Genomic DNA, 22,037 nt, shown 5'->3' on the forward strand with positions numbered 1-22,037 from the left:
GGCTTTACGCTAGAACCATTCTCTCTTTTGCACGAATGTGTTCCCGTGATCTCGGGCCCAGCCGTTGCGTAGAGCGCACTGGTACAACCTCATCGCTCTGGTCGAATAAGAGGTCTGTCATCAATGCTTTTACACGACTCGCACACGGCTCATGCCTCTTGACCACTGGCGCATTGAGCCATAAGTCGATGAGAATATCCAATGCTTCTCTCCAATCGTCCTGAATCTCTTCGAGCGCGAATTGAATGAATCGTTCGGCGTCCTCTAAGGTGAACGAGCCCATGTCAACGTCATAGGTGGCGCTGATCTCCACTGCTGCAGAGTTTTTAATATCCTCATGCTGATCCCAAGTATTGAACGGGACATCAAGCGCAAGCCACGAGTATTTTTGGACAGCCTCGTCCGCAGCCTCCGCCGTCACCTCGTATAGGTCCTCAACGCCGGTGGCCGGGACCATCCAATACTTGCTCTTGCTGTCCTGAATTATCGAGCTCTCTCCACCGAGAGGCATAGCCCGGATGCGATAGTCCATCAATATCCTCAATCGGCGAAAACGTCTAGCGATGAGACGAATCTTTTTGCAGCGTCAAACGCGACAAGTTCGTTACGCTCGACCAACGACAGCTGATCGGCTGAACCTTTCCGTAGCGACTTTCGTGCTTTCCTTTGCAACGCGGTTATCTTTCGTTCATAGTCTTTAGAAATTCGAATAGAGGACACATCGGATTGATCGACGGCACCAGCGACAATTACCTCGATGTAGTTATCGGGGGCGCAAATCAACTGAACCCACTCCACTTGATGATCCTCTTGAACTATTGCGTGCTTCAGCTCCACGGCCAGGTCAGCACGTCCCGCCCACTGGGCGATTGTTTCGGCAAGCTTCTCGTGTAATAAGGTTAGATCATCTTCAACGTACAGTTTGAGTGAGTCGCCAGGTGTCACGGCGACTGATCTTCCGCCCCCCTGAGGATTCGCGACAACAACGCAATAAGGTCCGTATTGTCCCTGCGTGCCAAGATTACCTGCGTTCAGCGCGAAGTAGATAAATTCGACCCCTCTGACGCAGGCCTGCTCGAACGTCTCGCGTCGAGCGTAGTAGCCTTTTTGGGTTTCTCGAAATTTTTCTAAACCTTCCGCCTCGTTACCCGCGACAGAAATTTGAAAAGCCCGCCCATCGACTATGCGACCAATTTTTTCAAAATGTGCCAATTTAAATGCATCAACATTACTACTCGCTTGAGAAGCTTGTAAGAAAGTATGAAATTCGGCTATTCGGCCAGTTTTATCTTGGGCTATCGTGGCAGCCGCTTTTGCCCGCAAGTTGGCTTGGTTCGCGTCAGCAAGGTTTTGCAGATCTAGCAAAGTGTTTCCTACCGCTTCTCAGATCGGCCTACATATTATTTGCTGCCCCTGCATGTCACGGCCTTCCGAAGCCACTCAGGTGTTAGCCCCGGCTTCAGGCCCGGATCGCGCCGCGGCGGGACCACCCCGGGGTCACAACCGTACTGCCGCACCTTGAGAATGACCATGGTCGGTGCGACGACGCAGTGCCGCGAGCGCTCCGGCGTCGGACACTGCTACTGATCGTTCCGCCATGGCTGTCGCAGCTAAGGTCGGCCTTCCGGTGCAGGAGAAAAACGCTGGCCACGGCACGCCTCATCGATCGGCCATTTCCGCAGCTGTCCTTGTGTCCTGAGTCCTCACTCCCCGCACCCCACCAACACCGCTTCCGCCGCCGCACGATCCCGAGCGTCGATCCCCAGCCCGTACTCGCTCAGCACTCCCACCAACTGCTCCACGTACCCGCAGCGCAGCTCCGCAGCCGGTGGCAGCCACTCCCCCGGGCCGGCGTCGCTCTTCGCGCGGTTCGTCTGCTCGGAGGCGGCGACGAGGTTCGCGGGGTCGTTCGCGAAGGCGAGGCGCTGGTCGTCCGTCCACGACCAGGCGCCGTGGTGCCAGGCCCAGCCGAGGGCGACGACGTGGTCGATCTGCACGAGGCGGGACGTGTCGGTCCCGGAGACGAAGGCGACCGAGGTGCCGTCGTAGGGGTCGATCAGGGTGCCGGTGAGGACCTTGCAGTCGCGGGTGCCGGGCTTGAACACGGGGGCGAGCAGGTCACGGCCGAGGACGTCGTTGCGGGTGTCGCAGCCGTTGCGGTCGACGTCCGACCACGCCTGTCCGAAGAGGTCGCGGTCGTAGGGGACGGCGGCGGGGCCCTCGACCGAGGGGAGAGCGGCCAGCGTCGCGAGGGACGGAGCGGACGGCTCCGTTTCCGGAGCGGACGGCTCGACGTCCGCCGAGGGGCTGCTCGGCGCGGGAGCAGCCGGACTGCTCGACGCCGCAGAAGCACCGGCCGAGGAGGACACCGCCTCCGGTCCGCCTCCTCCCGCCGTGTCCGACAGTGCGACGGCTGCGGCGGCGAGCGCCGCGGCCCCCAGCAGAGCGAGGATCGCGCCGGCCCGTCGACGAGGGCGCCGGCGCACGGGGGACGTAGGCCAGTGGCGCATGATCGACCCCTCCTGCCACGAGACCCGCGATGCGGTCGACGCGACGCGCCTCCTCAGTATGCGGAGTGACCCGCTCCGGGCTCGACGGTCGGGCGGAGCGTCGGGAACGGGGCGGCCGCGCGGAGCGACGGCGTCGACGGCCGGGATCGAGCCTCCCGGAGGCCACCTCGTCGCGCCCGCATCGGCGACCCGCGCCTGCTTGACTGCTCCCATGGAGATCTTCATCGGAGTGGTCGGCCTGCTCGGCGGGCTGGTCATCGCCGGGCTCGCGGTCGTCGCGGTGGTCATCGGACGGCGGCGGGCGGTGCCGGCATCGCTGGTCGACGTCGAGGTGCGGCTGACGCACGCCGGGGACGACTGGTGGCGGGTGGGCGCGCGGGTGCGCAACTCCGGCCGGTCGCTCGTGCCGGTGACGAGCTACACCGACGGGCGGCCGATCGCGGTCGATCTCGGCGGGGCCGTGTCGGCGGAGTGGTACGGGTCGGCTCCCCGGTCGGACGCGTGGCGGATCGATCCGGCGGTCGGGCTCCTCCTCGGACCCGTCGCGCTGGAGCGCGGGGCCGACCTGGAGGCGACGATCGTCGTGCGCGGGCGGCCGCAGGTGCGGATCGACGCGCCGCTGCGCTACGTGCCGGTGCGGGAGAACGTGATCGAGTCGCAGACGCCGGACGCCGCTCCGGTCTGGGGCGTGTCCGAGTCCGCGGCCGCTCCGGCAGCAGCGCCGGCGTCGGCTCCCCCTGCGCCGATCCGTCCGCGTCAGCAGCGTCCGATGGACGCCGACCCGTCACGTCCCGAGCGTGAGAGCGTCCTCCGCGGCGGCTTCGGAGTGTGGGCGGCCATGATCGCGGGGGGCGCAGGAGCCGTCGGCGTCGCGATCGGGATCGCCCTCGAGCTGGCCGGCGTCGAGGCGTCGGGGCTGGGAGGCGCGGGCATCATCCTGATCGCGGCCGGCTTCCTCGGCCTGGTCGGCACCCTCGTGATCCGGCTGCTGCGCCGCTGGCTTGAGCCGCCGGCCCTCTGGCGGACGCCTGCGCAGCGCCTCCGCCGTCCCGGTACGATCACCGTCCTCATCCTGAGCTACGCCGGGCTGGCGCTGTTCTGCACCGAGTTCGCGGCGCAGTCATTGACGGGCGACACGACCTGGGTGGCCGGTGTCGCCGTGCTGATGCTGATCGCCGCGCTGATCGGCATGGGACTCGTCGGGTTCCTCCGCCTGGTGGTCCTGCTCGGCGTGCGCCGCGCCTCCCGGGAGACCCCGTGACCCGTGAGGTCGTCGTCATCGGAGCCGGCCTGGTCGGAGCGGCGACAGCCCGCGCCCTCACCGAGCGCGGCGATCGCGTGGTGCTCGTCGAGCAGTTCGAGCGGGGCCACGACCGCGGCTCATCCCACGGCGAGACGCGCATCTTCCGCCGCGGCTACCTCGAGGACGCCTACCGCGCCCTCACCGGACGGGCCGGGCGCGCCTGGGCACGGCTGGAGGCCGAGACCGGCCGCCGCCTGCTGCACCCGGTCGGCGCGATCGACCACGGCGACCCCGCCGTCCTGGCCGCCGTCGAGGCTGTCCTCCTGCGCGACGGGATCACCGTGGTGCGGATCGGGGCGGACGAGGCGCAGCGGCGCTGGCCGGGACTCCGCTTCGAGACCGACGTCCTGCTGCACCCCGAGGGCGGACGCCTCGACGCGGCGGCCGCGATCGACGCGATGCTCGACTCCGCCCTCGGACGCGGCGCCGTCCTCCGGACGCGGACGCGCGTGCTGGGCATCGAGGAGCGCGCCGACGACGTGCGCGTGCTGACCACCGACGGCGCTCTCGACGCCGACGCGGTCGTCGTGGCCGGCGGATCCTGGACGCCGCCGCTCGTGAACGGCCTCGTCCGCGCGGCCGGCCGACGCCTCCCTCCGCTGCGCGTCACGCAGGAGCAGCCCGCGCACTTCGCGACGGACCTGCCCCTCGACTCGTGGCCGAGCTTCGCCCACCATCGCGCCGGCCTGCCCGTCGTCTACGGGCTCGCGACGCCCGGAGTCGGGGTGAAGGTGGGCGAGCACAGCACCGGTGTCGTCGTCGATCCGGACGAGCGCACCTTCGAGCCCGAGCCCCGAGCGCTCGCCCGCCTCGTCGGCTACGTCGCGGAGTGGATCCCGGGCGCGGACGCGGCGAGCGCCGCTCCGATCAGCTGCCTCTACGACAGCACGCCCGACGAGGACTTCGTGCTCGACCGCGTGGGCCGCGTGACTCTGGCGACCGGGTTCTCGGGGCACGGCTTCACGTTCGGCCCGGTCCTGGGCGAGCTGCTCGCGGACCTCGTCGCCGGCGGAGCGGCGCGGGAGCGGTTCCAGCTGCTGTCGGCGTGAGGGGCGGGTGCGTCCGGAGGAGCGGCTTCCGACCGGGGATGAGCGGGTGCTCCCGGGAGGCGGATTCCGATCGAGCAGCGGATGCTCAGTGGCCTGCGGGGCCCGTTCCGCGCTGCTCGCGGCCGTCCGGGTCGAGGAGCACGGCGTCGTCCCAGCCGTTCGCCGCCTCCGTCGTACGGGCCTTCGCCGGCGAACGCCGCGCGACCGCGACGATGATCAGCGCCCCCAGCATCACCAGGGCGGCGGTCTGGAGCGGCGGCGCGACCATCGCGAGCGCCTGCCGCACGTAGAGCTCCGGCGGGACCGTGATCGAGTCGCCCTGGTACTGGTTCGGCAGCAGGAGGACCACGACCGGGAGCGCGAGCACTGCGGCCCAGAGGACGACGGTGACCGCGATCGCGGCGGCCCAGAGCAGGCGGACCCGCGTCATCGGCGGGGAGCCCTCAGCAGCGGCACCACAACCGCCAGGCCGAGCGCGATCAGGCCGACGGTGAGGAACGGTCCGATCGCGTTGTCGCTGAGCACGCGGAGGTACTGCTCGGGCCCGAAGGCGCTCTGCGACGGCGAGTAGTCGTACCAGCTGTGGGAGCTGTTCCAGAGGGCGAGGAGTCCGACGAGGACGCTCACGGCGCCGACGACCGCCAGGGTTCCGGCGATGCGGCGAGTGGAGACAGCGGGGCGGGGATCGGCCTCGGGCGCGTCGCGGCGGTCACCGGAGTCGGGTGCCGCGTCGCCGGGAGCGGAGTCGGGTTCGGTGGGGAGCGGGACGGTCGGCTCGGTCGGGAGTGGGACAGTCGGCTCCGCGGGTCGGGGCGCGGTCGGCTCCGCGGGTGTCGGGACGGCCCGCACCGCCGCTCTCGCGCGCTCAGGAGCGGTCCGTCGGCCGGAGACTCGGGAGCCCGTCGGGCCGTCGACCGATCGCACGTCCTCCTGATCGGGAGCGGACGCGCCGCCTCTCCGGCCGGCCGATCGCCCGATGCCCGAGGTCCCGCCCGACAGGAACGGGGAGCGGAGGCGCTCCTCGCCGCTGCCGCGCCGCTCGGCCTCGCGTCCGTCGTAGCCGCGCTGGAAGCCCGCGTGGTAGCGCGGGTCGGTGCCGCCCTCGTCCGTCCCGCCGCTCTCGCGTGGGGAGCCGTCCGCTCCGGTGCTCCGCGCCATGCCGTCCCCCGCTTTGTGCAGTCGGGCCATCATGTCGCACCTCGCCCGCTGCGGGGAGGTGCCGGACGGAGCTCGGGGTGCGGTCGGCGGAGGCGGGGGTTCAGCGCCCGGCCGCGGTGGTGCGCGACGGGAGGCTGACGATCCCCGCTCCGACGAGCAGCAGGCCGATCGTCACCGCCGTCAGCGCCGGCCAGCCTCCGGCTCCGACGGCCAGGCCGAGGAGCCAGCCGCCGACGGCCGAGCCCGCGTAGAAGGCGATCGTGTAGACCGCGCCGGCGTGCCCGCGGAGTGCCGGAGCCGCGCGCGCTCCCGTCCAGGCGGCGCCGGTCGCGTGCAGGGCGAAGAAGCCGGCCGTGAAGACGAGGAGTCCCGCGATCACCACGGCGACGTTCTCGGCGAGCATCACCAGCAGTCCGACGATCATCAGGGCGACGCCGATCCGCATGACGAGGCGGGGACCGATCCGCGGCCCCCATCTCCCCGCGAGCCGGGAGGAGACGGTTCCCGCGAGGTAGGCGGCGAAGAGGAGGGAGACGAGCGCGGGCGCCAGCGCGAACGGCGGCGCCTCGAGCCGGAACGCCAGGTAGTTGTAGACCGCGACGAACACGCCGACCGCGAGGAACGTCTGCAGCGCGATCGCGACGAGCATCGGATCGCGGAGCACCTGCGCCGTCTTCCCTCGCCAGCCGCCGGGGGCCGCCTCGCGCGCGCCGCCGCCCCGGGGCGCGAGCACGGCGAAGACGATCGCCGCCGCCGCGCAGACGGCCGTCACGACGAGCAGTGCGCCGCGCCATCCGAGCGCCGCCGCGAGCGGTCCGGCGAGCAGTCGTCCGGCGGCACCGCCGATCGTGGTCCCGGAGACGTAGGCGGTCGCGGCGGCCGTCGCTCCGGCGCCTCCGACCCGGTCGTGGATCGCCGCGACGGCGAGCGCCGGGACTGCACCCAGTGCCGCTCCCCCGAGGAAGCGCAGGACGAGGAGGAGCTCGAAGGTCGGGGCGACGCAGGCGAGTAGCGCCAGGACCACGGACGTGAGGACCGCGATCCGCATGGATTCGAGCCGTCCGATGCGCTCGGCCACCGAGGCCCACGGCAGCACCGAGAGCGCCAGCCCGAGGGTCGCGGCCGAGACGGTGAGCGCGGCGTCGGACGGGGCGAGGGCCCATTCCCGCGCGAGCTGCGGGAGGACGCTCTGCACTGCGTAGAGCTCGGCGAAGGTCGCGACTCCGGCGGCGAGGAGGGCGATGGTCAGCCTCCGCTGCGAGAAGGGTGCCGCTGCGCGCATCGGTCGGAGGCGTGCGGCGGTGCTCATGATTCCGACGGTAGACCGCCTACGGTTGCATGACTAATGTCCTTTCTCGTACTGTTCATGCGTTCTGGTCATGTCCGGATCTAGGGTGGTGGCGTGTCCGACGACTGGCCCGCGACCCTCCGCCTCCTGCCCCTGCTCGTCGCGGTCGCCCAGACAGGGAGCGTCACGGTGGCGGCCGCCGAGCTCGGGATCCCGCAGCCGACCGCGAGCCGGTCGCTCGCCCGGCTGTCCGCCCTGGTCGGCACCCCCCTGGTCCGCCGGGAGGGACGCGGGGTGGTGCTGACGGAGGCGGGGACCCGTCTCGCCGAGGTCGCTCAGGACGGCATGTCGGTGATCCGCGCCGGGCTCGCGGAGGTGCGGCAGGCGGGCGACGTGGAGCACGGCCGGATCGACCTCGCCTTCCAGACGCTCCTCGGGGAGAGCTTCGTGCCGGATGTGATCCGCCGGTTCCGCCGCCGCTGGCCGCAGGTCGGCTTCGGGCTCCGGCACGGCTCCCGAGCGCTCTGCCTGCGGGCCGTGGCGGAGGGCGAGTCCGAGCTGGCGATCGTCGCGGATCCGCCCGATCTCCCCGGCACCACCACGACGACTCTCTACTCGGAGCCTCTCCTCGCGGTCGTGGACCCTCGTCATCCGCTGGCCTCGCGCCGCTCGGTCACGGTCGAGGACCTCCGCGGCCTCGACCTGATCATGCTGGCGCCCGGCTACGGCCTCCACGAGTCGGCCCGGCGCCTGCTCGCCGTGGACGGCCGCGACCCGGTGCCGGCGTTCGAGGTCGGCGACTACCGCGCCGCCCGAGGACTCGCGGCGGCCGGCCTCGGACTCACGATCCTGCCGCCGAGCCCGTCCTCGGTCGACGACGACGTCCGCGAGATCCCGATCGACGATCCGGGCGCGAGCCGTGAGATCGGTGTGCTCGCCCGAGACACCGGGAACCCGGTCGTCCCCGAGTTCCTGCGGGCCCTGCACGCCGCGGCGGCCGCCCGGCGCCGGTGACCGCTGCTCGGCTCTGCTGTCAAGCACAGGAAGCGGAGGCCCTTCGTGCAGCAAGCTTCGAGAGGATCCCCCGCACCGCCAGCGACACCCCCCTCCCCCCGCTCCTGCACCACGTCACCGAGGACGGCCCCGGTCATGATCCTTCTCCGCACTCACGCCAACCGCTGGACCGCGCGCGCCCGCCGCAGCGGCGTCGTCCTCGGCATCATCACCCTGGTCTCCGATCTCCCCCGCCCGGCCTACCGGACGGTCCGCCTCGACCCGACGAGCGGCGAGCGCTTCCTGCTCCGCGACACCGCCGAGCTCGAGGAGGCCTTCGCCGTGCTCCTCGCCGGGCTCGAGCGCTCGCGCATCGCGGCCTCGGCATCCCCAGCCGAGTCGGCTCCCCCGTGCGCCCCGGTCGACGCGCCCGTCGCAGTCGAGGACGACCTCGAGGAAGCCGCCTGACCTGACGGCGTCCTTGCGGGGAGACCCTCACCGCGCATCAGGTGCCGAGCTCTCCGCCCGCCTCCTTCACACTCGACGTGTCGGATCGACGTGCCGTGACACCTCGACCGGCGGATCCGTCCTCGGCAGGTCCCGCGGACCGATGACCCGTCGGAGCCGGGCCGACCTGCGCGACCGCAGGAGAGCCCGGCGCCAGCGCGGATCGGTGCGGGCTCGGAGGTGGGGGTCGAGCGGGCGGAAGCCTCCCGCGGTCCGCTCCTCGATCAGCACGATCGTCGCGGTCGCGAGGTGCAGTCTCCGGACCGGCTCCCTCTCGGGATGCGGATGCCCGGAGCGCGTGCGGAGCTGCTGCTCCAGCTGCTCCGGGTCGGCGGACCACCAGGTGCTGACGCCGACGCGTCCATCGGGGAGAGGGAAGCGCTCGGTGATGCGGTACGGGAGGCCGTGCTCGGTCATGCAGTAGTGCCTTTCGAGGAGAAGGTCCGGGAGCCCGGGCCGCGCTGCAGCGGCCCGGGCTCCGGTTCACGAGGTGCGGGTCGAGCGACGGCGCAGCGCCGTCAGGGCGCCGCCGGCCAGGAGCAGAGCGCCGGCTCCGGCCGCGAGGGGCCCGGCCGCCGCTCCCGTCGAGGCGAGGACCGTCGGCACGAGTCCGACCGGAGGCACCGCCACCTGGGCGCAGCTGGCTCCGCCGTCGTCCGCGCACGGGTGCAGGACGGTCGTCGGATCGAAGCCCTCCGGGACCTCGGTCAGGCGCGCCCGGTTGGGGATGATCCACGCGTCCACGCCGTCGGCGACCCGTCCGGTCACGGTGAACGTCGTCGACGCTCCCGGTGCCAGAGACAGGTTCTCGACAGTCAGGTCGGACGACGCCGGGCCGCCGTCCCGGGAGATCGTGACGTCGCTCAGGTGCGCGAGCTCGGGGATGTCGGTGAGGGTCACCCCGTCCGCCGGCCGAGCCCCCTCGTTGGCGACCACGATCCTGAACCCGGCACGCCCGCCGTGGTCGACCTGATTCCCGATCGCCATCTTCTCGATGGAGAGCCTTCCCTCGACGGGCGGCACTGGGATCTCGGCGCAGGACGAGGTCGCATCGTCAGCGCAGGCGTTCTCGACCGTCGGCGGGTCGAAGCCCTCGGGCTGGTGGGTGATCGAGACGCGGTTGGGCAGGGTCGCGGCGTCGTACCCGTCGGCGACCCGGCCGCTGACGTGCAGCGACACCTGGCCGCCGGCGGGGATGTCGAGACCTGTGACGGGCTCCGTGGCCGGCTGCGTTCCTCCGGCGCCGTTCTCGATGGTCGCCTCGAGCAGGTGGTCGAGCGTCGGGACGTCGGTCACGGTCACGTCCGTCGCGTCGACCGTTCCGGTGTTCGCCACGACGATGTCGAAGCCCGCCGTGCCGCCGTGCTCGGCGCTCGCCTGGGACGCGGTCTTCCGGATCAGGAGCGACCCCTCGCCGATGTCGTGCGGGACGGTGGCGCAGGGGTTCGCGTCGGTCCCCGTGCCGGACGAGGCGGGAGCGAAGGGCGCATCGGCGAGGCAGGCCGTGTTCGTCAGCGCACGGTCCCCCTCGCCGGTCACGATCACGTCGAAGGTCAGCTCGGCCGTCGCCCCGACCGGCAGGCTGCCGGCCGCCCAGGAGATGCGGCCCGTCTCCGCGTCGATCGTGGCCGTGCCCTGCGAGGTGCGGAGGGAGTCGGCGTCGAGCTCGGCGTCGTCGAGCACGCCCTTGTCGAGGTAGTCGATGACGGCGGCGTCGGAGTAGTCCCCTGTCCCGTCCGAGGTCAGCGTCACCCGGTAGGGCACGCGGGCGCCGCGGAGCAGCGGAGTGGCGGAGTCGACCGACGAGGTCTTCGCGATGCTCACGTGCGGCGCGAGCGGATCGAGGCGTGCGACCGCGACCGCACCGTCCGAGCCGTAGGCCCAGTCGTCGATCGCCCGCAGGTCGCCGTAGGAGCCGTGCACCGAGTCGTTGGCGTTGGGGACGCGGCCGCGCCCGGAGTCGTCGCCCTCCCAGCGGTGCACCCCGCCGGACGAGTCGGTGCCGCCGTCGCCGGACGTCACCGCGGAGGTGCCGGAGTACCGCTCCGAGTTCGATCCGGCGAGGAGCGAGTCGTCCCAGTGCACCGTCGACGGGTCGTCGCCGCCGCCGGTCGACCTCACGACGGACACGCCGCCGGCGGACGTCTCGGCGTCGACCCGCGTGAAGTGGAACTCGTTCGTGCGGCCGATGGAGGCGCGGAAGGTGACGTCGGGGTCGGTCACGTCGACGGTCCCGCCCTTCGCGTCCCGTCCGTCCCAGTCGACCGAGAAGGGACCGGTCGTCCCCGCGATCCGGGTGAGGTGCACGTCGCGCTCGCTGTCGTAGGAGCCGTCCCCGTCCGCATCGACGTCCACGACGACGGTGCCCGGCTGCGTCCCCAGGACGCCCGTGAGCGTGCCCGCGTCGGAGCCCGCGGACGACCGCCGGAAGGCGAGGCCCTCGATCGTCGGCGCGCGGTAAGCCGGAGCGATCGACTCCGGCAGGTCGGACGACGGCGGGTCCAGGAAGAGCTTGTAGGTCTGCAGGCCGTCGATCCCGGAGCGTCCGGACGCCTGCACGTACTGAGCCCCGATCCCGCCCGCCTCGCTCGACTGCGGCATGGGGACCGAGAGGTAGGACGGATCGGACGACCCGACCTTCACGTTGCCCTTGTTCGTGGCCTGGACCGTCGAGGCGACTCCGTCGTAGCCGCGCAGCCCCAGCTCGTAGCGGGCGCCCGTCTCCGTGACGGCGTGAAGCGTGAAGGAGGAGCGCCGCTCCTCGGGCGAGGAGTAGGACTCCTTCGCCCCGGACTGGATCGCATAGGAGTCGGACCACACCCGGCCCGCGACCGCCGCGCCCCGCGCGTCCTGGACGCCGATGCTCCAGACGAGGTTCACCGGCGCCGTCACGTCGTCGTCGGACACCCGGATCTGGAAGACGCCGGTCTCGTCCGCCACGAACGAGCCGCCGGCGGACACCGAGGGCGCCGCTCCGGGCGCGAAGTCCTGCTCGTCGAGGACGGCTCCGCCCGGAGCCGTCACCCGGGCGGTACCGCCGCCGGTCTCGCCCTCGCCGGTCCCCGAGCCCGCCTGGAGCGGGTGGAGGTCCACCCGGAGCGTCTCGCCCTTCTGGACCCAGGCCGAGACGGTCGTCACGCCGGCGTTCGTCGCGCCTCCCTGCAGGAGGGTGTTCTCGATCGTCGTGTGAGGACCGTCGGCGGCGAGGGCGGGCGGCGGCGCGAGGCCTCCGCCCAGCAGCCCGCTCACGAGCACGCAGCCCGCCGTCGTGCCGACCAGCGCTCGCGCCGTCCGCGCTCGGGGTCGTCCGCGCTCGTCCCGCCCCGACTGTTCCGTTCGACTCATCCGATGTCCTCTCCTCTGCCGACCGAGCGCACTGCGTCGGCGGCGACCGTTCAGCCCCACGGAAGGAGAGTATTGCTCGGTTCGACGTCACCGCGGCCGGTACGGCTGCATCCGTGGAGAACGGCGCGAGATGGGCGCTGTGGAGGAGGAAACGGCGCGCGAGAAGAGCCGAGCGGCATGCTCGCGACGGGTGATCGCAGAGCCTGCGAGGAGTGATCGCGAGCACGGGCGCGGACTGATCGCGGATGCGGGCGGAAGACGGTCGGCGCCGTCGACGGCGCGAAGAGGCGTCCTGCGAGGTGGAGAACCGGCTGTTCCGTCGCCCTGCGCTCTCCGGGAGGCCGACGCCGACAGCCACCGGAACGAGCGACCGTTAAAACGAGAACGGCCCGCCGAAGCGGGCCGTTCTGCTCTGTCTCAACCAGAGTGCGCCCGGAGGGATTCGAACCCCCAACCTTCTGATCCGTAGTCAGATGCTCTATCCGTTGAGCTACGGGCGCAGTCCATCGCGTGGGCCAGAGGCGCACGCAACGAGGTACGACTATACATGCCGGGAGCCCCCTCCGCGAATCGGCGGTGGCGGCGCAGACGGCTCCCTCTCGGGACGCCGCCGTAGCCACCAGAACCCAGGCTCCGTCGCGGTGTCCCGGAGCGCCTCGCAGAGCCTCCGACCGGCGGACGCCGCTGCTCCCCCTCACGGCGTACCGTGGGCTCATGGAGGCCGCCGCGATCGAGCTCGTGGGCTTCGTCGTCTCTCCGCTGCACCGCTACGAGGGCCGCCCCGCCGATGGCCCGGTGCCGTCCGAGGGGAACGAGCAGCCCGAGCGGATCGAGATCCGCGCAGGCCTCGGCATCGTCGGCGACCGCTTCTTCGCCCAGCGCGCGCACCGCCCCGCGGCGATCACGCTCTTCGCGGTCGAGACCCTCGAGCACATCGCCGCCGAGCTCGGCGCAGGGCCCTTCGACCCCGCCGACGCCCGCCGCAACATCATCGTCCGCGGCGCCGACGTCGATGCGCTCGCCGGCCGCACGTTCGCGATCGAGCAGGGCGGGGAGCGGATCGAGTTCCAGGGCGGACGACCGGCCAACCCCTGCGCCTGGATGGACGTCGTGCTCGCCCCCGGGGCGTTCCGGGCGATGCGGAGGCGCGGCGGCGTCCGCACCGCCCCCCTGACGAACGGCGTCCTCCACACCGGGCCGGCCCGCCTGATCCTCCACAGGTCGGACGACATGCTGATCTGAGCCCGGCGGCGAGCGCCTAGGCTCGCAGCGACCGACTCCCCCGATCGAAGGAGGCCCCGTGCTCCGCCCGAGCGACCTCCTCCCCACTCTCGCGACGACTCTCCGGCGCGGGGTCCGCGACGTCTTCGCGACCACGCGCTCCCGGGGGCGGGATCCGCACCGCCGCACCCGCAGCACCGACGTCTCGGTCCAGCGGGTGCACCACCGAGACGTCTGGGCGCGGGTGAGCACAGTGGGGCGCGACGGCGAGCGCACGTTCGTCCTCGTGCCGGGGATCGGAGTCGCGGCCACCTACTTCGAGCGCCTCGCGCCCGCGCTCAACGAGTTCGGTCCGGTGCACGCTCTCGACCTGCCGGGCTTCGGCGGCGTGCCGCACCCGATCGACGCGCGGCGAATGAACATCGGCGACTACGCCGAGCTGGTCGGCGCCGTCATCGACGAGCTCGGCCTCGACGATCCCGTCGTCCTCGGCCACTCGATGGGGACGCAGGTCGTGGCCGAGCTCGCCGCCCGCCGTCCGGAGCTGACCACCATCGTCCTGCTCGGACCCGTGATGAACCGGCACGAGCGCCGCCTCCCGACCGCCGCGCTCCGCTTCGCCCAGTCGAGCGTCCGCGAGCCCCTCAAGGTCGCGATCCTCGCCGCGGGCGCCTACCTCCTCTGCGGACCGCGCTGGTTCTCCCGCGTGCTGCCCGAGATGATGCACTACCGGATCGAGGAGACCGTCCCCCGGATCCGCGCGTCCGCCCTCGTCATCCGCGGCGAGTTCGACCGGCTCGTTCCGCGCGAGTGGGCGGAGGAGATCGCCCGGTCGATGCCGCACGCGCGGGCCTGGGAGATCCCCGACGCCTCCCACTCCGTGATGCACGCGCACGCGGAGGAGGTCGCCCGCCTCTGCGTCGAGCACGCGCGGGCGCCGCAGCCCGACCGGGACGAGGCCGCCCTCCGCCGCTACCCCGACTCGGAGGTCGACCACTCCGAGGAGGACGCGCCCACCGAGGACCCGATCGGCGCTCTCCGGGGACGCATCACCGAGCTGGCCGGGATCCTCGTGGACGACGACTCCCTCATCGCCGAGGGCAAGACCCTCCACGCCGAGGCGAGCGATCCCGAGGCACTGCACCAGGTCGCTGCCGACCCGGGCGACGGCGAGCTCGTCGAGGGCGGCGGACCGAGGAAGGACGGCGAGCAGGACGGCTGACCACCACAGGCCACCACGACCCGCACGTCGCGCGGCGTGAGACGCCGAGCGCAGCAAGAGCAGCCCTCCCGCCGACGCCACTCGGCGCCCGCCCGTCAGGACTCCGCGCCGACGATCTCCTCGCGGATGCGCCGCAGGTCCTCGGCGAGCGCCCCCAGCAGGATCCAGTGCTGCGGATGCGGGGTCGCGATCACGAGCGGCGCGGTGAGAGCGGGCAGCTCGTCCGTGATCGCCTCCGGCTCGGGAACGTCGACCGACGACTGCACGAGGAGCCGCAGATCGTGGGCGGCCCGGTGCAGCTGGACGGCGATGTCGGCGATCGTCGGCTCCCCGACGAGCTCGTCGTCGTAGAGGTCGTGCACGGTCCGCGTCATGCCGCGGACCCGGGTCACGATGCGCCCCAGCCGCGGGACGACGGAGTCGAGGGCCAGCAGCCGGTCCCGGTGGGCGGAGCGGCGCGGGTTGAGGCGGAGGGACTCCTCGCCGGTCGCGATCGCCTCCTCCGCCTTGCTCTGCATGGTCTGCAGCAGCCGGGCGTTGATGAGCAGCTCGTCGAGCCGACGTCGCGGGACGGGGGCCTGGAGGGCATCGCCTAGGTCGTCGAGGGCGGCGGCGAGCTGAGCGGTGAGGTCTCCGATCGCCCGCTCGGCCGGTGCCAGCACGACCGGAGGGACGATGAGCACGTTGATGACGACTCCCACCGCCGCGCCCAGCAGGGTCTCGAAGATGCGGTCGAGCGCGTAGTTCGGCGTGACCGAGCCCACCGAGAGCACGAGCATCGCGCTGATCGGGATCTGCACCGCGGAGGCGGGGGTCAGGCGCACGGCCCACCCGACGGCGATCGCGGCCACGATCGCGAGGAGAACGATGATGCTCTCGCCGCCGAGCACCGTGCCGATCACGGATCCGACGATCACGCCGATGATGACGCCGACCGAGCGCTCGAGGGCCTTGGAGAACGACTGGTTGATGCTCGGCGCGACGACGAGGAGCGCGGCGATCGCGCCGAAGACGGGCAGCGTCCCCGGGAAGACGACGCCGGCGAGGAGCCAGGTGACGACCGTGGCCGCCGCCGTCTTGACCAGCTGCAGCACCGGCGGCCGCGTCGGCACGGTGAAGCTCGAGGTCAGGCGCATGGGACCACGGTAGCGAGCACCCGCTGCCTCGCGGTCCCCGCGCGCATCACCGGCTCGCGGCCGCCTCGACGCTCGCGAGCACCGCGCGGAGCGAGCGCGACGCCTCCGCCCGCAGATCGGCGGGCACCCCCGAGAGCAGCACCCGCTCGGCGTCGAGCACCTCGGGGAAGGCCCGGTCGACCAGCTCCTCCCCCTCGCGAGTCAGCGTGATGAGCGAGCCGCGCCCGTCCGCCGGGTTCGCGGCGCGCCGCACCAGGCCCCGCCGCTCCAGCGAGTGCACGCGCTTGGTGATCGCGGGAGCGGAGGCGAGGGCGATCGTCCGGAGGGTCGTCGGCGACTGCGGAGCGCCGGCGCGACGCAGCGTGGAGAGCACGTCGAACTCGCCGCGGGTCAGCCCATGGGCGGAGAGCAGCTCCTCCGTCGCCCGGACGATCAGCGCGGAGGCGCGGATCAGCCGCCCGACGACGTCGACGGCGGAGGTGTCGAGCTCGGGCCGCAGCACCGCCCAGCCCGCCCTGATCTCGTCGACCGCGTCGCCCGGCTGGCTTTCAGACTGATTCACACGTAAAGTATATCTGCTTCACCCGTGAAACACTTCTCCGGCCGCCGCCGCTCGGACCCCGATCAGAGGACCCGATGGCCGCCACCCCCGTTCTGCCCCACCCCCGCGAGCTCCTCGCCTTCGGCCCGCACGCCGGCGCCCATCGCGTCGCCCTGCGCGCCGGCGTCTCGATCGCCGTCCCGCTGCTCGTCCTCTGGGCGCTCGGCCGCACCGATCTCGCCCTCTACGCGACCTTCGGCGCCTTCACGGCCCTCTACGGTCGCCAGCACACGCACCGGCCGCGCCTGCTGATGCAGCTGTCGGCAGCCGCGTTCCTCGTCACCACCGTGACCCTCGGCACCGTCGTCTCCCTCTCTCCTCACCGCGACTGGCTGATCATCCCCGTCGTGGTCGCCGTGACCGTCGCGGCCGCCTACCTCAGCGACGCCCTGCACTGGCACCCGCCCGGCCCGCTGTTCCCGGTGTTCGCCGTCACGGCGTGCGCGTCCGTCCCGTCCGAGCCCTCGCGGATCCCGCTCGCCGTCGCTCTCGCCGCGGGCTCCGCCGCCTTCTCGCTCGTCGTCGGCCTGAGCGGTCTCGCGCTCCCCCGCGCACGCCGCCTCGCCCCGACGCCGTGGCGCACCTCGTTCCGCGCGGCGGCGGCCCGTCCGGCGACGCGCGCCGCCCTGCTCCGCTTCGGGGCCGTCGTCCTGGTGGCAGGCACCATCCCGACCGCGACGGGCCTGGGCCACCCCTACTGGGCGATGGTCTCCGCCGTCGCAGCCGTCTCGGGAGCGGACGCGGGCGCCCGCCTCGTGCGCGCGGGCCACCGGATGCTCGGCACGATCGTCGGAGTGCTGATCGCGGCCGCGCTCCTGGCCCTGCCGCTCTCCCCGCTCACCGTGATCGTGGTGGTGGTGCTCCTCCAGATGACCGCCGAGCTCGTCGTCGGCCGCAACTACGGCCTGACCCTCGCCTTCGTCACTCCGCTCGCGATCCTCATGGTCGAGCTCGCGCATCCCGTCGACGAGCTCGTGCTGCTGCGCGACCGGGCGCTCGAGACCGCGCTGGGCGTGCTCGTCGGAGTCGTGGCGACGCTCCTGACCCACGCCGCCTCGCAGCGCTCGCGCTCCCGCTCCTAGGCCCAGGAGGATGGACCGCACGATCCCCGCTGTGCTTGCCGAGATCACGGCGGCCGTCGCCGAGGTGCGCGACGTCGCACGGTCGCAGCAGGACGGCGCGCGGGCCCGCGTCGCGGACCGGCTCGACGAGCTGTTCGCCGGAGCGACGACCCGCAGAGAGGTGCGGGCGGCGGCCGCCGACGCGCTCGGGCTCTGGGGCGGGGCGGGCTCCTTCTCGGACGTCGGCTCGGCCGAGGCCGACCACGCGGTCACGCGCCTGTACCGGGCCCTGCGCGCCGGCCGCTCCTGGCTGCTCCGCGCCGGCTGACCCGGACTCGCGCTCGGCCTGGGAACGAGAAAGGCCCCCTGCTCCCGTGCAAGCGGGGCCCTTTCAATGGCGGTACCCGTGGTGATTGAACACCCGGTGGACCCAAGCGAATGGCCTCACTTCGCGACACGTCATCGCCAACGGCACGTTACCGCTAGCTCCCGTCGGGTCGCCTCGCCTCCGCACTCACCTTTCCACCTGCGCGGAGAAATTTACCTTTTTGCTATACCCTGATCACGCCTCATTGAGACATCTGGATGGGGCTTGCACGGCAACGGTGCAGCGCCGTATCTGTTCGGCGCGAGGCAAGTAGCGCAGGGAGGATCGACGAAAGTATGAAAATTACCTCAATCTCAATATCAAATTTCAAAGCAATTAAAAACACCTCTATCAATTTTCATCCGACCATGAACGTTCTGGTAGGCGCGAATGGGTCGGGGAAGAGTTCCGTACTTCAAGCATTGCATTGGATTTTCCAATCGGGCCGTAACGTAAACGTTGAACCCCGAGCTGTTGGACTTGCGTCCACGCTTTCCGAACAGGACGCGATCTTCATGCCTTCGCCGGACTATCGGAGCGCAGGGCACGGGAGTGAGTATGGAAATAATCAAGGCAAACCACAACTCGACCTCAGCGTGGAAGCCTTACACGAGGACGGGACAGCCCTTTCGGCCGACTTATGGTTAAAGTCTGCCCGCAACGAGGGGATCTCGGTCCACATCCCTACGGGCAATCGAATTACGGCTGCGATCCGTGACCGCGGGCGCGAGTTCAGTGCTTACATTCCCGGTGTAGCGGGGATCCCTCTCATCGAGGAGAAGCGCTCGAAGCTCTTGGTGCACCGTTCCGCCGCCGCTGGCGATGCAAACACTGTGCTGCGGAATATGCTCGCCTTGCTAGAGCAGGTAACTGTGAAAGGCCAGAACGGTCTTGCAGTGGTGGAAGAGCTGGTTTCGCAAGTCATGGGCGAATTTTCACTGAAAGTCGAATTTAATGAGGAGAAGCATACCCGCATCGTCGCATCCTTCCGGACCGGAGAGATGAAAAAGACAGATGACCGCTTATACCGACCGCTCGAGCTAGCTGGCATTGGATATCTTCAGGTACTTCAGATTTTTGCCTACCTTGTCTACTTTCAGCCCGTTCTACTTTTGGTCGACGAACCCGACGCACACCTGTACCCGGTCGCGCAGGAACGACTAGTTCGGGTACTTGCAGCGGCAGCAGAGCGCTTCGACTCTCAGGTTCTCCTCTCCACCCACAGCCCGTCCATCGTTCGGTCACTACCAAAAGAATCCAAGGTCACTTGGATGGAGAACGGATCCGTCCATCCGGAGGGGAACGACGAAGGCCGTCGGCTTATGGGCTGGGGTCTGCTCGATCGTAGGGTCTTGGTTTTGACGGAAGACACAGGCACTGAAATGCTTCAACGAATTATCGCTCAGTGGCCCGATATAGAACGCTTCGTAGCAATCTGGCCCTTCCATGGTTCAGCGAAACTTCCGCCACCCGAAACTCTAACTGGACTAAGGAGCCTTCTGGGGAGTGATGTGAAGCTCCTCGTTCATCGAGATCGAGACTTCATGATGCCCCTCGAGGTTGATAAGATTGTCGCCCCTTACGCAGCCCAGGACCACACACTTTGGCCTACCAAGTATTCAGACATCGAGGCCTATTGGATGAGCAACGAGGTCGTAGCTCGCCACTTCGGCTTGACGGATCTTGAGGCGGAGACTTTGCTACAAGACGCTATTAATAAAGCGAACACGGACGGCGTAGCGCTCAAGAAGATGCGAAATAAACGTAGTGAAGCGTTACTAGTTGTAAACAGCAAGGGGTCACTACCTCACTACAGCGACACGGATGTAATCACGGAATATTCAATAGATGGCCCTCAATTCACGGTCCTCGGAAAAACGATGATGGCAGGACTACGCGATCTTACTCAAAGTCGCGGTCTCTTGCAGAGCGCGCAATTCGGAAAGGTAATTCCATCATCTCTTGGCGCTCCTCTCGCAGCGGATCTGAAAAAACTACTCGAAGATCTTCTAGCTTGATAGCCGGCTAATCTAGGGAAGACCAACAGTCGCGCAACGCCAGTCGAATCTTCACTTGCTGTTCGGCGAGAACGGCAAGGAGAGGCTTTGCTGGCGATTTTCGCGCGAGTGGCGAAGGGAAACCGATGTCATAGGCCTCGTCCGAGTGCGGCAGCAAATGCACTTGCCCCGGTATCAACGTCAACGTAAAAATTCGTAGAGCTATCGAGTATTACTGCCGATGACGATTGAGTAAGCATCCGCCGAGTTCAATGTACCGACGCGCCAGCGCTGGTTGCGAAGGGGTTAGGGCCGTCAGGGACGTACGTCATCCACTCCCGCAGGCCCTCCGACCACCTGAGTCGCCCCATCGAGCCAGCCGGCAACGGCGCGCAAAAGCGCTCGCCGAGCCACCGAACGCGGAGACGGTCGTCGTCACGTACCGCGCGCATGTGCTTAGTCAATGTCGTGTCGTGCGGTACTACTTTGAGGAAATTGGCATCCCCGATACGGCGTGGATGCTCGCCAGCGACCCCGACACCAAAACAGCTATCGCCGCTTTTGTGCACAAAGCCGAGCTGCAGATGATGGTCCGCGACCGCCGACAGCCCTTCCGTCCGCACCTTTTCGCGTCGTCATCCTCGACAGTCGGTTAAGACCCGATCGCCGTCGACGCTATTGGTTCGTCGTCCGCATCCGCCGACGATGCAGCACTAGCCCGATAGAAGGGAACGTCCCACACCGACGGTGGCCGCTCGCCGCAACCGCGGGAGCTCGACCACTCGATGACGGCGATGACTGCCGGTAAACCGCATCACCGCTAGGCCACGGCCTCCGAGGAAGGTGCCCGACAAGTCTCTTCCTGCGATCAGCGGCGCTCTGAAGCGGCCTCATATTGCGGTTGCCTGCACGTGCGATTAAAACTCAGTTATTGCTAGGTCGCCGATCAGTCGCCAAGAAAAGCGAAAGAGCCTCAGATGCCCGTCATGACGGGATCTGAGGCTCTTCTCGTTGGCGGTACCGGTGGGATTTGAACCCACGGTGGACGCAAGCCCACACATGTTTTCGAGACATGCTCCTTCGGCCGCTCGGACACGGTACCGGGGTCGAGTGTACGCGACGGCCGGAAGTCGCGCCAATCGAGAGGACGGGCCGCCGTCAGGCGGGGAGGAGGAAGCCGAGCACGCGGTCCCACTCCGGGATCGCGAGCAGGTGGCCGCGGCCGGGCACGACCTCGAGGCGGGAGTCGGGCAGTCGGGCGGCGTACCACTCGGCATGGCGGCGGCCGGCGACCGCGTCCTCGGCGCCGTAGAGGAGGAGCGCGGGCGGCTCGGCGGACTCGACGGCGAAGCCCCACTCCTGCACGCCGTAGCCGATGAGGTCGGCGGCCATGCCGAGGGCGCCCTGGGCGACGGCGCGCTCGAGCATGCGCGAGAGGCGCTCGCGGACGCCGGGGGTCTCGAGCACCGCGGTGTCGGCGTCGCCGGAGCCGAGCATCCCGAGCAGGGCGTCCGGGGCGGGGGTCGGGCCGAAGGCGCCCTCGAGGGTGCGGGTGAGCGAGCGGACGGCCTCGTCGAGCGGGAGGTCGGCCAGGCGGGCGAGCTCGGCGCGATTCTCGTCGCCGACCCACGGCACGGCGCTGTCGGGAGCGGGCGTGCCGATCACGGCGACGCGCTCCACGAGGCCGGGGTAGTTCGCGGCGAGCGCGAGGGCCGCGCGGCCTCCCGCCGACCAGCCGGCGACGCTGACGGAGGCGATGCCGACGGTCGCGAGGTACTCGGCGATGTCGGCGGCGGCCTGCTCGGGGCTGGCGCCGACGCCCGCTCCGGCGGGGTCGAGGTCGGTCAGGAGGGAGGAGGCGCCGTAGCCCGGGCGGTCGAACGAGAGCAGGCGCACCCCGTGGCGCGCGGTCGCCTCCGGGTCGGGGTCGAAGTCCGAGGAGCCGGGAGCGGGATGCGCCAGGACGACGACCCGCTCGGCGCCCTCGGGGCCGGACCAGCTGACTCCGAGCGGGCGGCCGGACTTGAGGACGTGCACTGTCGAGGGCATGTCCCCCAGTCTCCCGCAGACGTCCGACGCCGACGGGGCGGCGCTCGGAGCGGCGTCGTCTTCCGTGGCGCGATCCTCCGCCTCCGCTCCCCCGCGACGACGCTCCTCGACAGACGGCTTCCACGCGACCTCTCCCCCGGTCTGGCGCGCCCCGCTCCCGGCGTCGGTGGTCGACGGTACTGTCGAAGACACGTTCGAACGAGCGGCGGTGTCGGGGGTCCCCCGTAGCG

At 70.0% G+C, this 22,037-nt stretch carries 20 protein-coding genes and 2 tRNA genes; 9 read left to right on the forward strand and 13 right to left on the reverse strand.

The window, feature by feature from the left end:
* Window positions 1-4: 4 nt before the first annotated feature.
* The 3 genes from C5C44_RS02570 to C5C44_RS02575 all read right to left on the reverse strand — a co-directional run bounded on the left by C5C44_RS02570 (window position 5) and on the right by C5C44_RS02575 (window position 2,510).
* The gene (locus C5C44_RS02570) at window positions 5-532 is read right to left on the reverse strand and encodes a hypothetical protein (protein WP_104335217.1); all 528 of its coding nucleotides are present in this window, start codon (window positions 530-532) and stop codon (window positions 5-7) included.
* A gap of 8 nt (window positions 533-540) precedes the next feature.
* On the reverse strand, window positions 541-1,365 hold the full coding sequence (locus C5C44_RS16630; RefSeq protein WP_146084288.1) for a hypothetical protein: 825 nt from the start codon (window positions 1,363-1,365) through the stop codon (window positions 541-543).
* A gap of 338 nt (window positions 1,366-1,703) precedes the next feature.
* Window positions 1,704-2,510 carry an HNH endonuclease family protein gene (locus C5C44_RS02575; RefSeq protein WP_104335218.1) on the reverse strand — a complete coding sequence of 269 codons (807 nt, stop codon included), beginning with the start codon at window positions 2,508-2,510 and terminating at the stop codon, window positions 1,704-1,706.
* Window positions 2,511-2,721: 211 nt separating this feature from the next.
* Between C5C44_RS02575 and C5C44_RS02580 the strand changes: the two genes are divergently transcribed.
* Window positions 2,722-3,771, forward strand: coding sequence for a hypothetical protein (locus tag C5C44_RS02580; protein ID WP_104335219.1), 1,050 nt, complete (start codon window positions 2,722-2,724; stop codon window positions 3,769-3,771).
* Window positions 3,768-4,862, forward strand: coding sequence for an FAD-dependent oxidoreductase (locus C5C44_RS02585; protein ID WP_104335220.1), 1,095 nt, complete (start codon window positions 3,768-3,770; stop codon window positions 4,860-4,862). The genes C5C44_RS02580 and C5C44_RS02585 overlap by 4 nt, the downstream gene beginning before the upstream one ends.
* Before the next feature lie 85 nt (window positions 4,863-4,947).
* Here the strand turns inward: C5C44_RS02585 and C5C44_RS02590 are convergent, their stop codons facing one another.
* The 3 genes from C5C44_RS02590 to C5C44_RS02600 form a co-directional block, all read right to left on the reverse strand.
* Entirely contained in the window at window positions 4,948-5,292 is a 345-nt protein-coding gene (locus tag C5C44_RS02590) for a hypothetical protein (protein ID WP_104335221.1), read from the reverse strand.
* A complete protein-coding gene (locus C5C44_RS02595) occupies window positions 5,289-6,053 on the reverse strand; it encodes a hypothetical protein (protein ID WP_146084289.1) in 765 nt (254 codons plus the stop codon). Before C5C44_RS02595 ends, C5C44_RS02590 begins: the two co-directional genes overlap by 4 nt.
* A 67-nt stretch (window positions 6,054-6,120) precedes the next feature.
* Window positions 6,121-7,329 carry an MFS transporter gene (locus C5C44_RS02600; RefSeq protein ID WP_104335223.1) on the reverse strand — a complete coding sequence of 403 codons (1,209 nt, stop codon included), beginning with the start codon at window positions 7,327-7,329 and terminating at the stop codon, window positions 6,121-6,123.
* A 93-nt stretch (window positions 7,330-7,422) separates the two neighbouring features.
* On the opposite strand from C5C44_RS02600, the gene C5C44_RS02605 reads away from it, so the two are divergent.
* Window positions 7,423-8,322, forward strand: a complete 900-nt coding sequence (locus C5C44_RS02605) for a LysR family transcriptional regulator (protein ID WP_104335224.1) — start codon at window positions 7,423-7,425, stop codon at window positions 8,320-8,322.
* Between the two features lie 135 nt (window positions 8,323-8,457).
* Window positions 8,458-8,769 carry a hypothetical protein gene (locus C5C44_RS02610; protein WP_104249716.1) on the forward strand — a complete coding sequence of 104 codons (312 nt, stop codon included), beginning with the start codon at window positions 8,458-8,460 and terminating at the stop codon, window positions 8,767-8,769.
* 66 nt (window positions 8,770-8,835) lie between these two features.
* Here C5C44_RS02610 and C5C44_RS02615 read toward each other — a convergent pair whose 3' ends face one another.
* The 3 genes from C5C44_RS02615 to C5C44_RS02625 form a co-directional block, all read right to left on the reverse strand.
* Complete coding sequence (locus C5C44_RS02615) at window positions 8,836-9,225, reverse strand: hypothetical protein (RefSeq protein WP_104239289.1); 390 nt, start codon at window positions 9,223-9,225, stop codon at window positions 8,836-8,838.
* Window positions 9,226-9,291: 66 nt separating this feature from the next.
* Window positions 9,292-12,153, reverse strand: a complete 2,862-nt coding sequence (locus tag C5C44_RS02620; protein WP_146084290.1) for a DUF11 domain-containing protein — start codon at window positions 12,151-12,153, stop codon at window positions 9,292-9,294.
* Window positions 12,154-12,580: 427 nt separating this feature from the next.
* Window positions 12,581-12,653: transfer RNA gene (locus C5C44_RS02625), tRNA-Arg, on the reverse strand.
* Between the two features lie 214 nt (window positions 12,654-12,867).
* Between C5C44_RS02625 and C5C44_RS02630 the strand changes: the two genes are divergently transcribed.
* Both C5C44_RS02630 and C5C44_RS02635 read left to right on the forward strand, forming a co-directional pair.
* Window positions 12,868-13,395, forward strand: a complete 528-nt coding sequence (locus tag C5C44_RS02630; RefSeq protein WP_104248232.1) for an MOSC domain-containing protein — start codon at window positions 12,868-12,870, stop codon at window positions 13,393-13,395.
* Window positions 13,396-13,453: 58 nt separating this feature from the next.
* Window positions 13,454-14,596 carry an alpha/beta fold hydrolase gene (locus C5C44_RS02635; protein ID WP_181132671.1) on the forward strand — a complete coding sequence of 381 codons (1,143 nt, stop codon included), beginning with the start codon at window positions 13,454-13,456 and terminating at the stop codon, window positions 14,594-14,596.
* A gap of 95 nt (window positions 14,597-14,691) precedes the next feature.
* On the opposite strand, the gene C5C44_RS02640 is transcribed toward C5C44_RS02635, so the two are convergent.
* A complete protein-coding gene (locus C5C44_RS02640) occupies window positions 14,692-15,732 on the reverse strand; it encodes an aromatic acid exporter family protein (protein ID WP_104335227.1) in 1,041 nt (346 codons plus the stop codon).
* A gap of 46 nt (window positions 15,733-15,778) precedes the next feature.
* A complete protein-coding gene (locus C5C44_RS02645; RefSeq protein WP_104335228.1) occupies window positions 15,779-16,294 on the reverse strand; it encodes a MarR family winged helix-turn-helix transcriptional regulator in 516 nt (171 codons plus the stop codon).
* 74 nt (window positions 16,295-16,368) lie between these two features.
* Between C5C44_RS02645 and C5C44_RS02650 the strand changes: the two genes are divergently transcribed.
* The 3 genes from C5C44_RS02650 to C5C44_RS02660 all read left to right on the forward strand — a co-directional run bounded on the left by C5C44_RS02650 (window position 16,369) and on the right by C5C44_RS02660 (window position 19,779).
* A complete protein-coding gene (locus tag C5C44_RS02650; protein WP_104335229.1) occupies window positions 16,369-17,415 on the forward strand; it encodes an FUSC family protein in 1,047 nt (348 codons plus the stop codon).
* Window positions 17,416-17,425: 10 nt separating this feature from the next.
* Complete coding sequence (locus tag C5C44_RS02655) at window positions 17,426-17,722, forward strand: hypothetical protein (RefSeq protein WP_104225999.1); 297 nt, start codon at window positions 17,426-17,428, stop codon at window positions 17,720-17,722.
* Between the two features lie 335 nt (window positions 17,723-18,057).
* On the forward strand, window positions 18,058-19,779 hold the full coding sequence (locus C5C44_RS02660; RefSeq protein ID WP_181132673.1) for an ATP-dependent endonuclease: 1,722 nt from the start codon (window positions 18,058-18,060) through the stop codon (window positions 19,777-19,779).
* A 991-nt stretch (window positions 19,780-20,770) separates the two neighbouring features.
* Here C5C44_RS02660 and C5C44_RS02670 read toward each other — a convergent pair.
* Together C5C44_RS02670 and C5C44_RS02675 are read right to left on the reverse strand one after the other, a co-directional pair.
* Window positions 20,771-20,860: transfer RNA gene (locus C5C44_RS02670), tRNA-Ser, on the reverse strand.
* 56 nt (window positions 20,861-20,916) lie between these two features.
* Complete coding sequence (locus C5C44_RS02675; RefSeq protein WP_104335232.1) at window positions 20,917-21,807, reverse strand: alpha/beta fold hydrolase; 891 nt, start codon at window positions 21,805-21,807, stop codon at window positions 20,917-20,919.
* Between the last annotated feature and the right edge of the window lie 230 nt (window positions 21,808-22,037).

Origin of the sequence: Rathayibacter sp. AY1F6 (assembly GCF_002932035.1) — a bacterium.
Taxonomy (GTDB): Bacteria; Actinomycetota; Actinomycetes; order Actinomycetales; family Microbacteriaceae; genus Rathayibacter.

What these genes read in the sequence shown, in the direction of transcription:
- C5C44_RS02655 (WP_104225999.1), top strand. Translation starts at nt 17,426, where the DNA reads ATGGACCGCACGATCCCCGCTGTGCTTGCCGAGATCACGGCGGCCGTC.
- C5C44_RS02615 (WP_104239289.1), bottom strand. Translation starts at nt 9,225, where the DNA reads ATGACCGAGCACGGCCTCCCGTACCGCATCACCGAGCGCTTCCCTCTC.
- C5C44_RS02620 (WP_146084290.1), bottom strand. Translation starts at nt 12,153, where the DNA reads ATGAGTCGAACGGAACAGTCGGGGCGGGACGAGCGCGGACGACCCCGA.
- C5C44_RS02660 (WP_181132673.1), top strand. Translation starts at nt 18,058, where the DNA reads ATGAAAATTACCTCAATCTCAATATCAAATTTCAAAGCAATTAAAAAC.
- C5C44_RS02600 (WP_104335223.1), bottom strand. Translation starts at nt 7,329, where the DNA reads ATGAGCACCGCCGCACGCCTCCGACCGATGCGCGCAGCGGCACCCTTC.
- C5C44_RS02630 (WP_104248232.1), top strand. Translation starts at nt 12,868, where the DNA reads ATGGAGGCCGCCGCGATCGAGCTCGTGGGCTTCGTCGTCTCTCCGCTG.
- C5C44_RS02570 (WP_104335217.1), bottom strand. Translation starts at nt 532, where the DNA reads ATGGACTATCGCATCCGGGCTATGCCTCTCGGTGGAGAGAGCTCGATA.
- C5C44_RS02595 (WP_146084289.1), bottom strand. Translation starts at nt 6,053, where the DNA reads ATGATGGCCCGACTGCACAAAGCGGGGGACGGCATGGCGCGGAGCACC.
- C5C44_RS02590 (WP_104335221.1), bottom strand. Translation starts at nt 5,292, where the DNA reads ATGACGCGGGTCCGCCTGCTCTGGGCCGCCGCGATCGCGGTCACCGTC.
- C5C44_RS02580 (WP_104335219.1), top strand. Translation starts at nt 2,722, where the DNA reads ATGGAGATCTTCATCGGAGTGGTCGGCCTGCTCGGCGGGCTGGTCATC.
- C5C44_RS02675 (WP_104335232.1), bottom strand. Translation starts at nt 21,807, where the DNA reads ATGCCCTCGACAGTGCACGTCCTCAAGTCCGGCCGCCCGCTCGGAGTC.
- C5C44_RS02650 (WP_104335229.1), top strand. Translation starts at nt 16,369, where the DNA reads ATGGCCGCCACCCCCGTTCTGCCCCACCCCCGCGAGCTCCTCGCCTTC.
- C5C44_RS02640 (WP_104335227.1), bottom strand. Translation starts at nt 15,732, where the DNA reads ATGCGCCTGACCTCGAGCTTCACCGTGCCGACGCGGCCGCCGGTGCTG.
- C5C44_RS02610 (WP_104249716.1), top strand. Translation starts at nt 8,458, where the DNA reads ATGATCCTTCTCCGCACTCACGCCAACCGCTGGACCGCGCGCGCCCGC.
- C5C44_RS02575 (WP_104335218.1), bottom strand. Translation starts at nt 2,510, where the DNA reads ATGCGCCACTGGCCTACGTCCCCCGTGCGCCGGCGCCCTCGTCGACGG.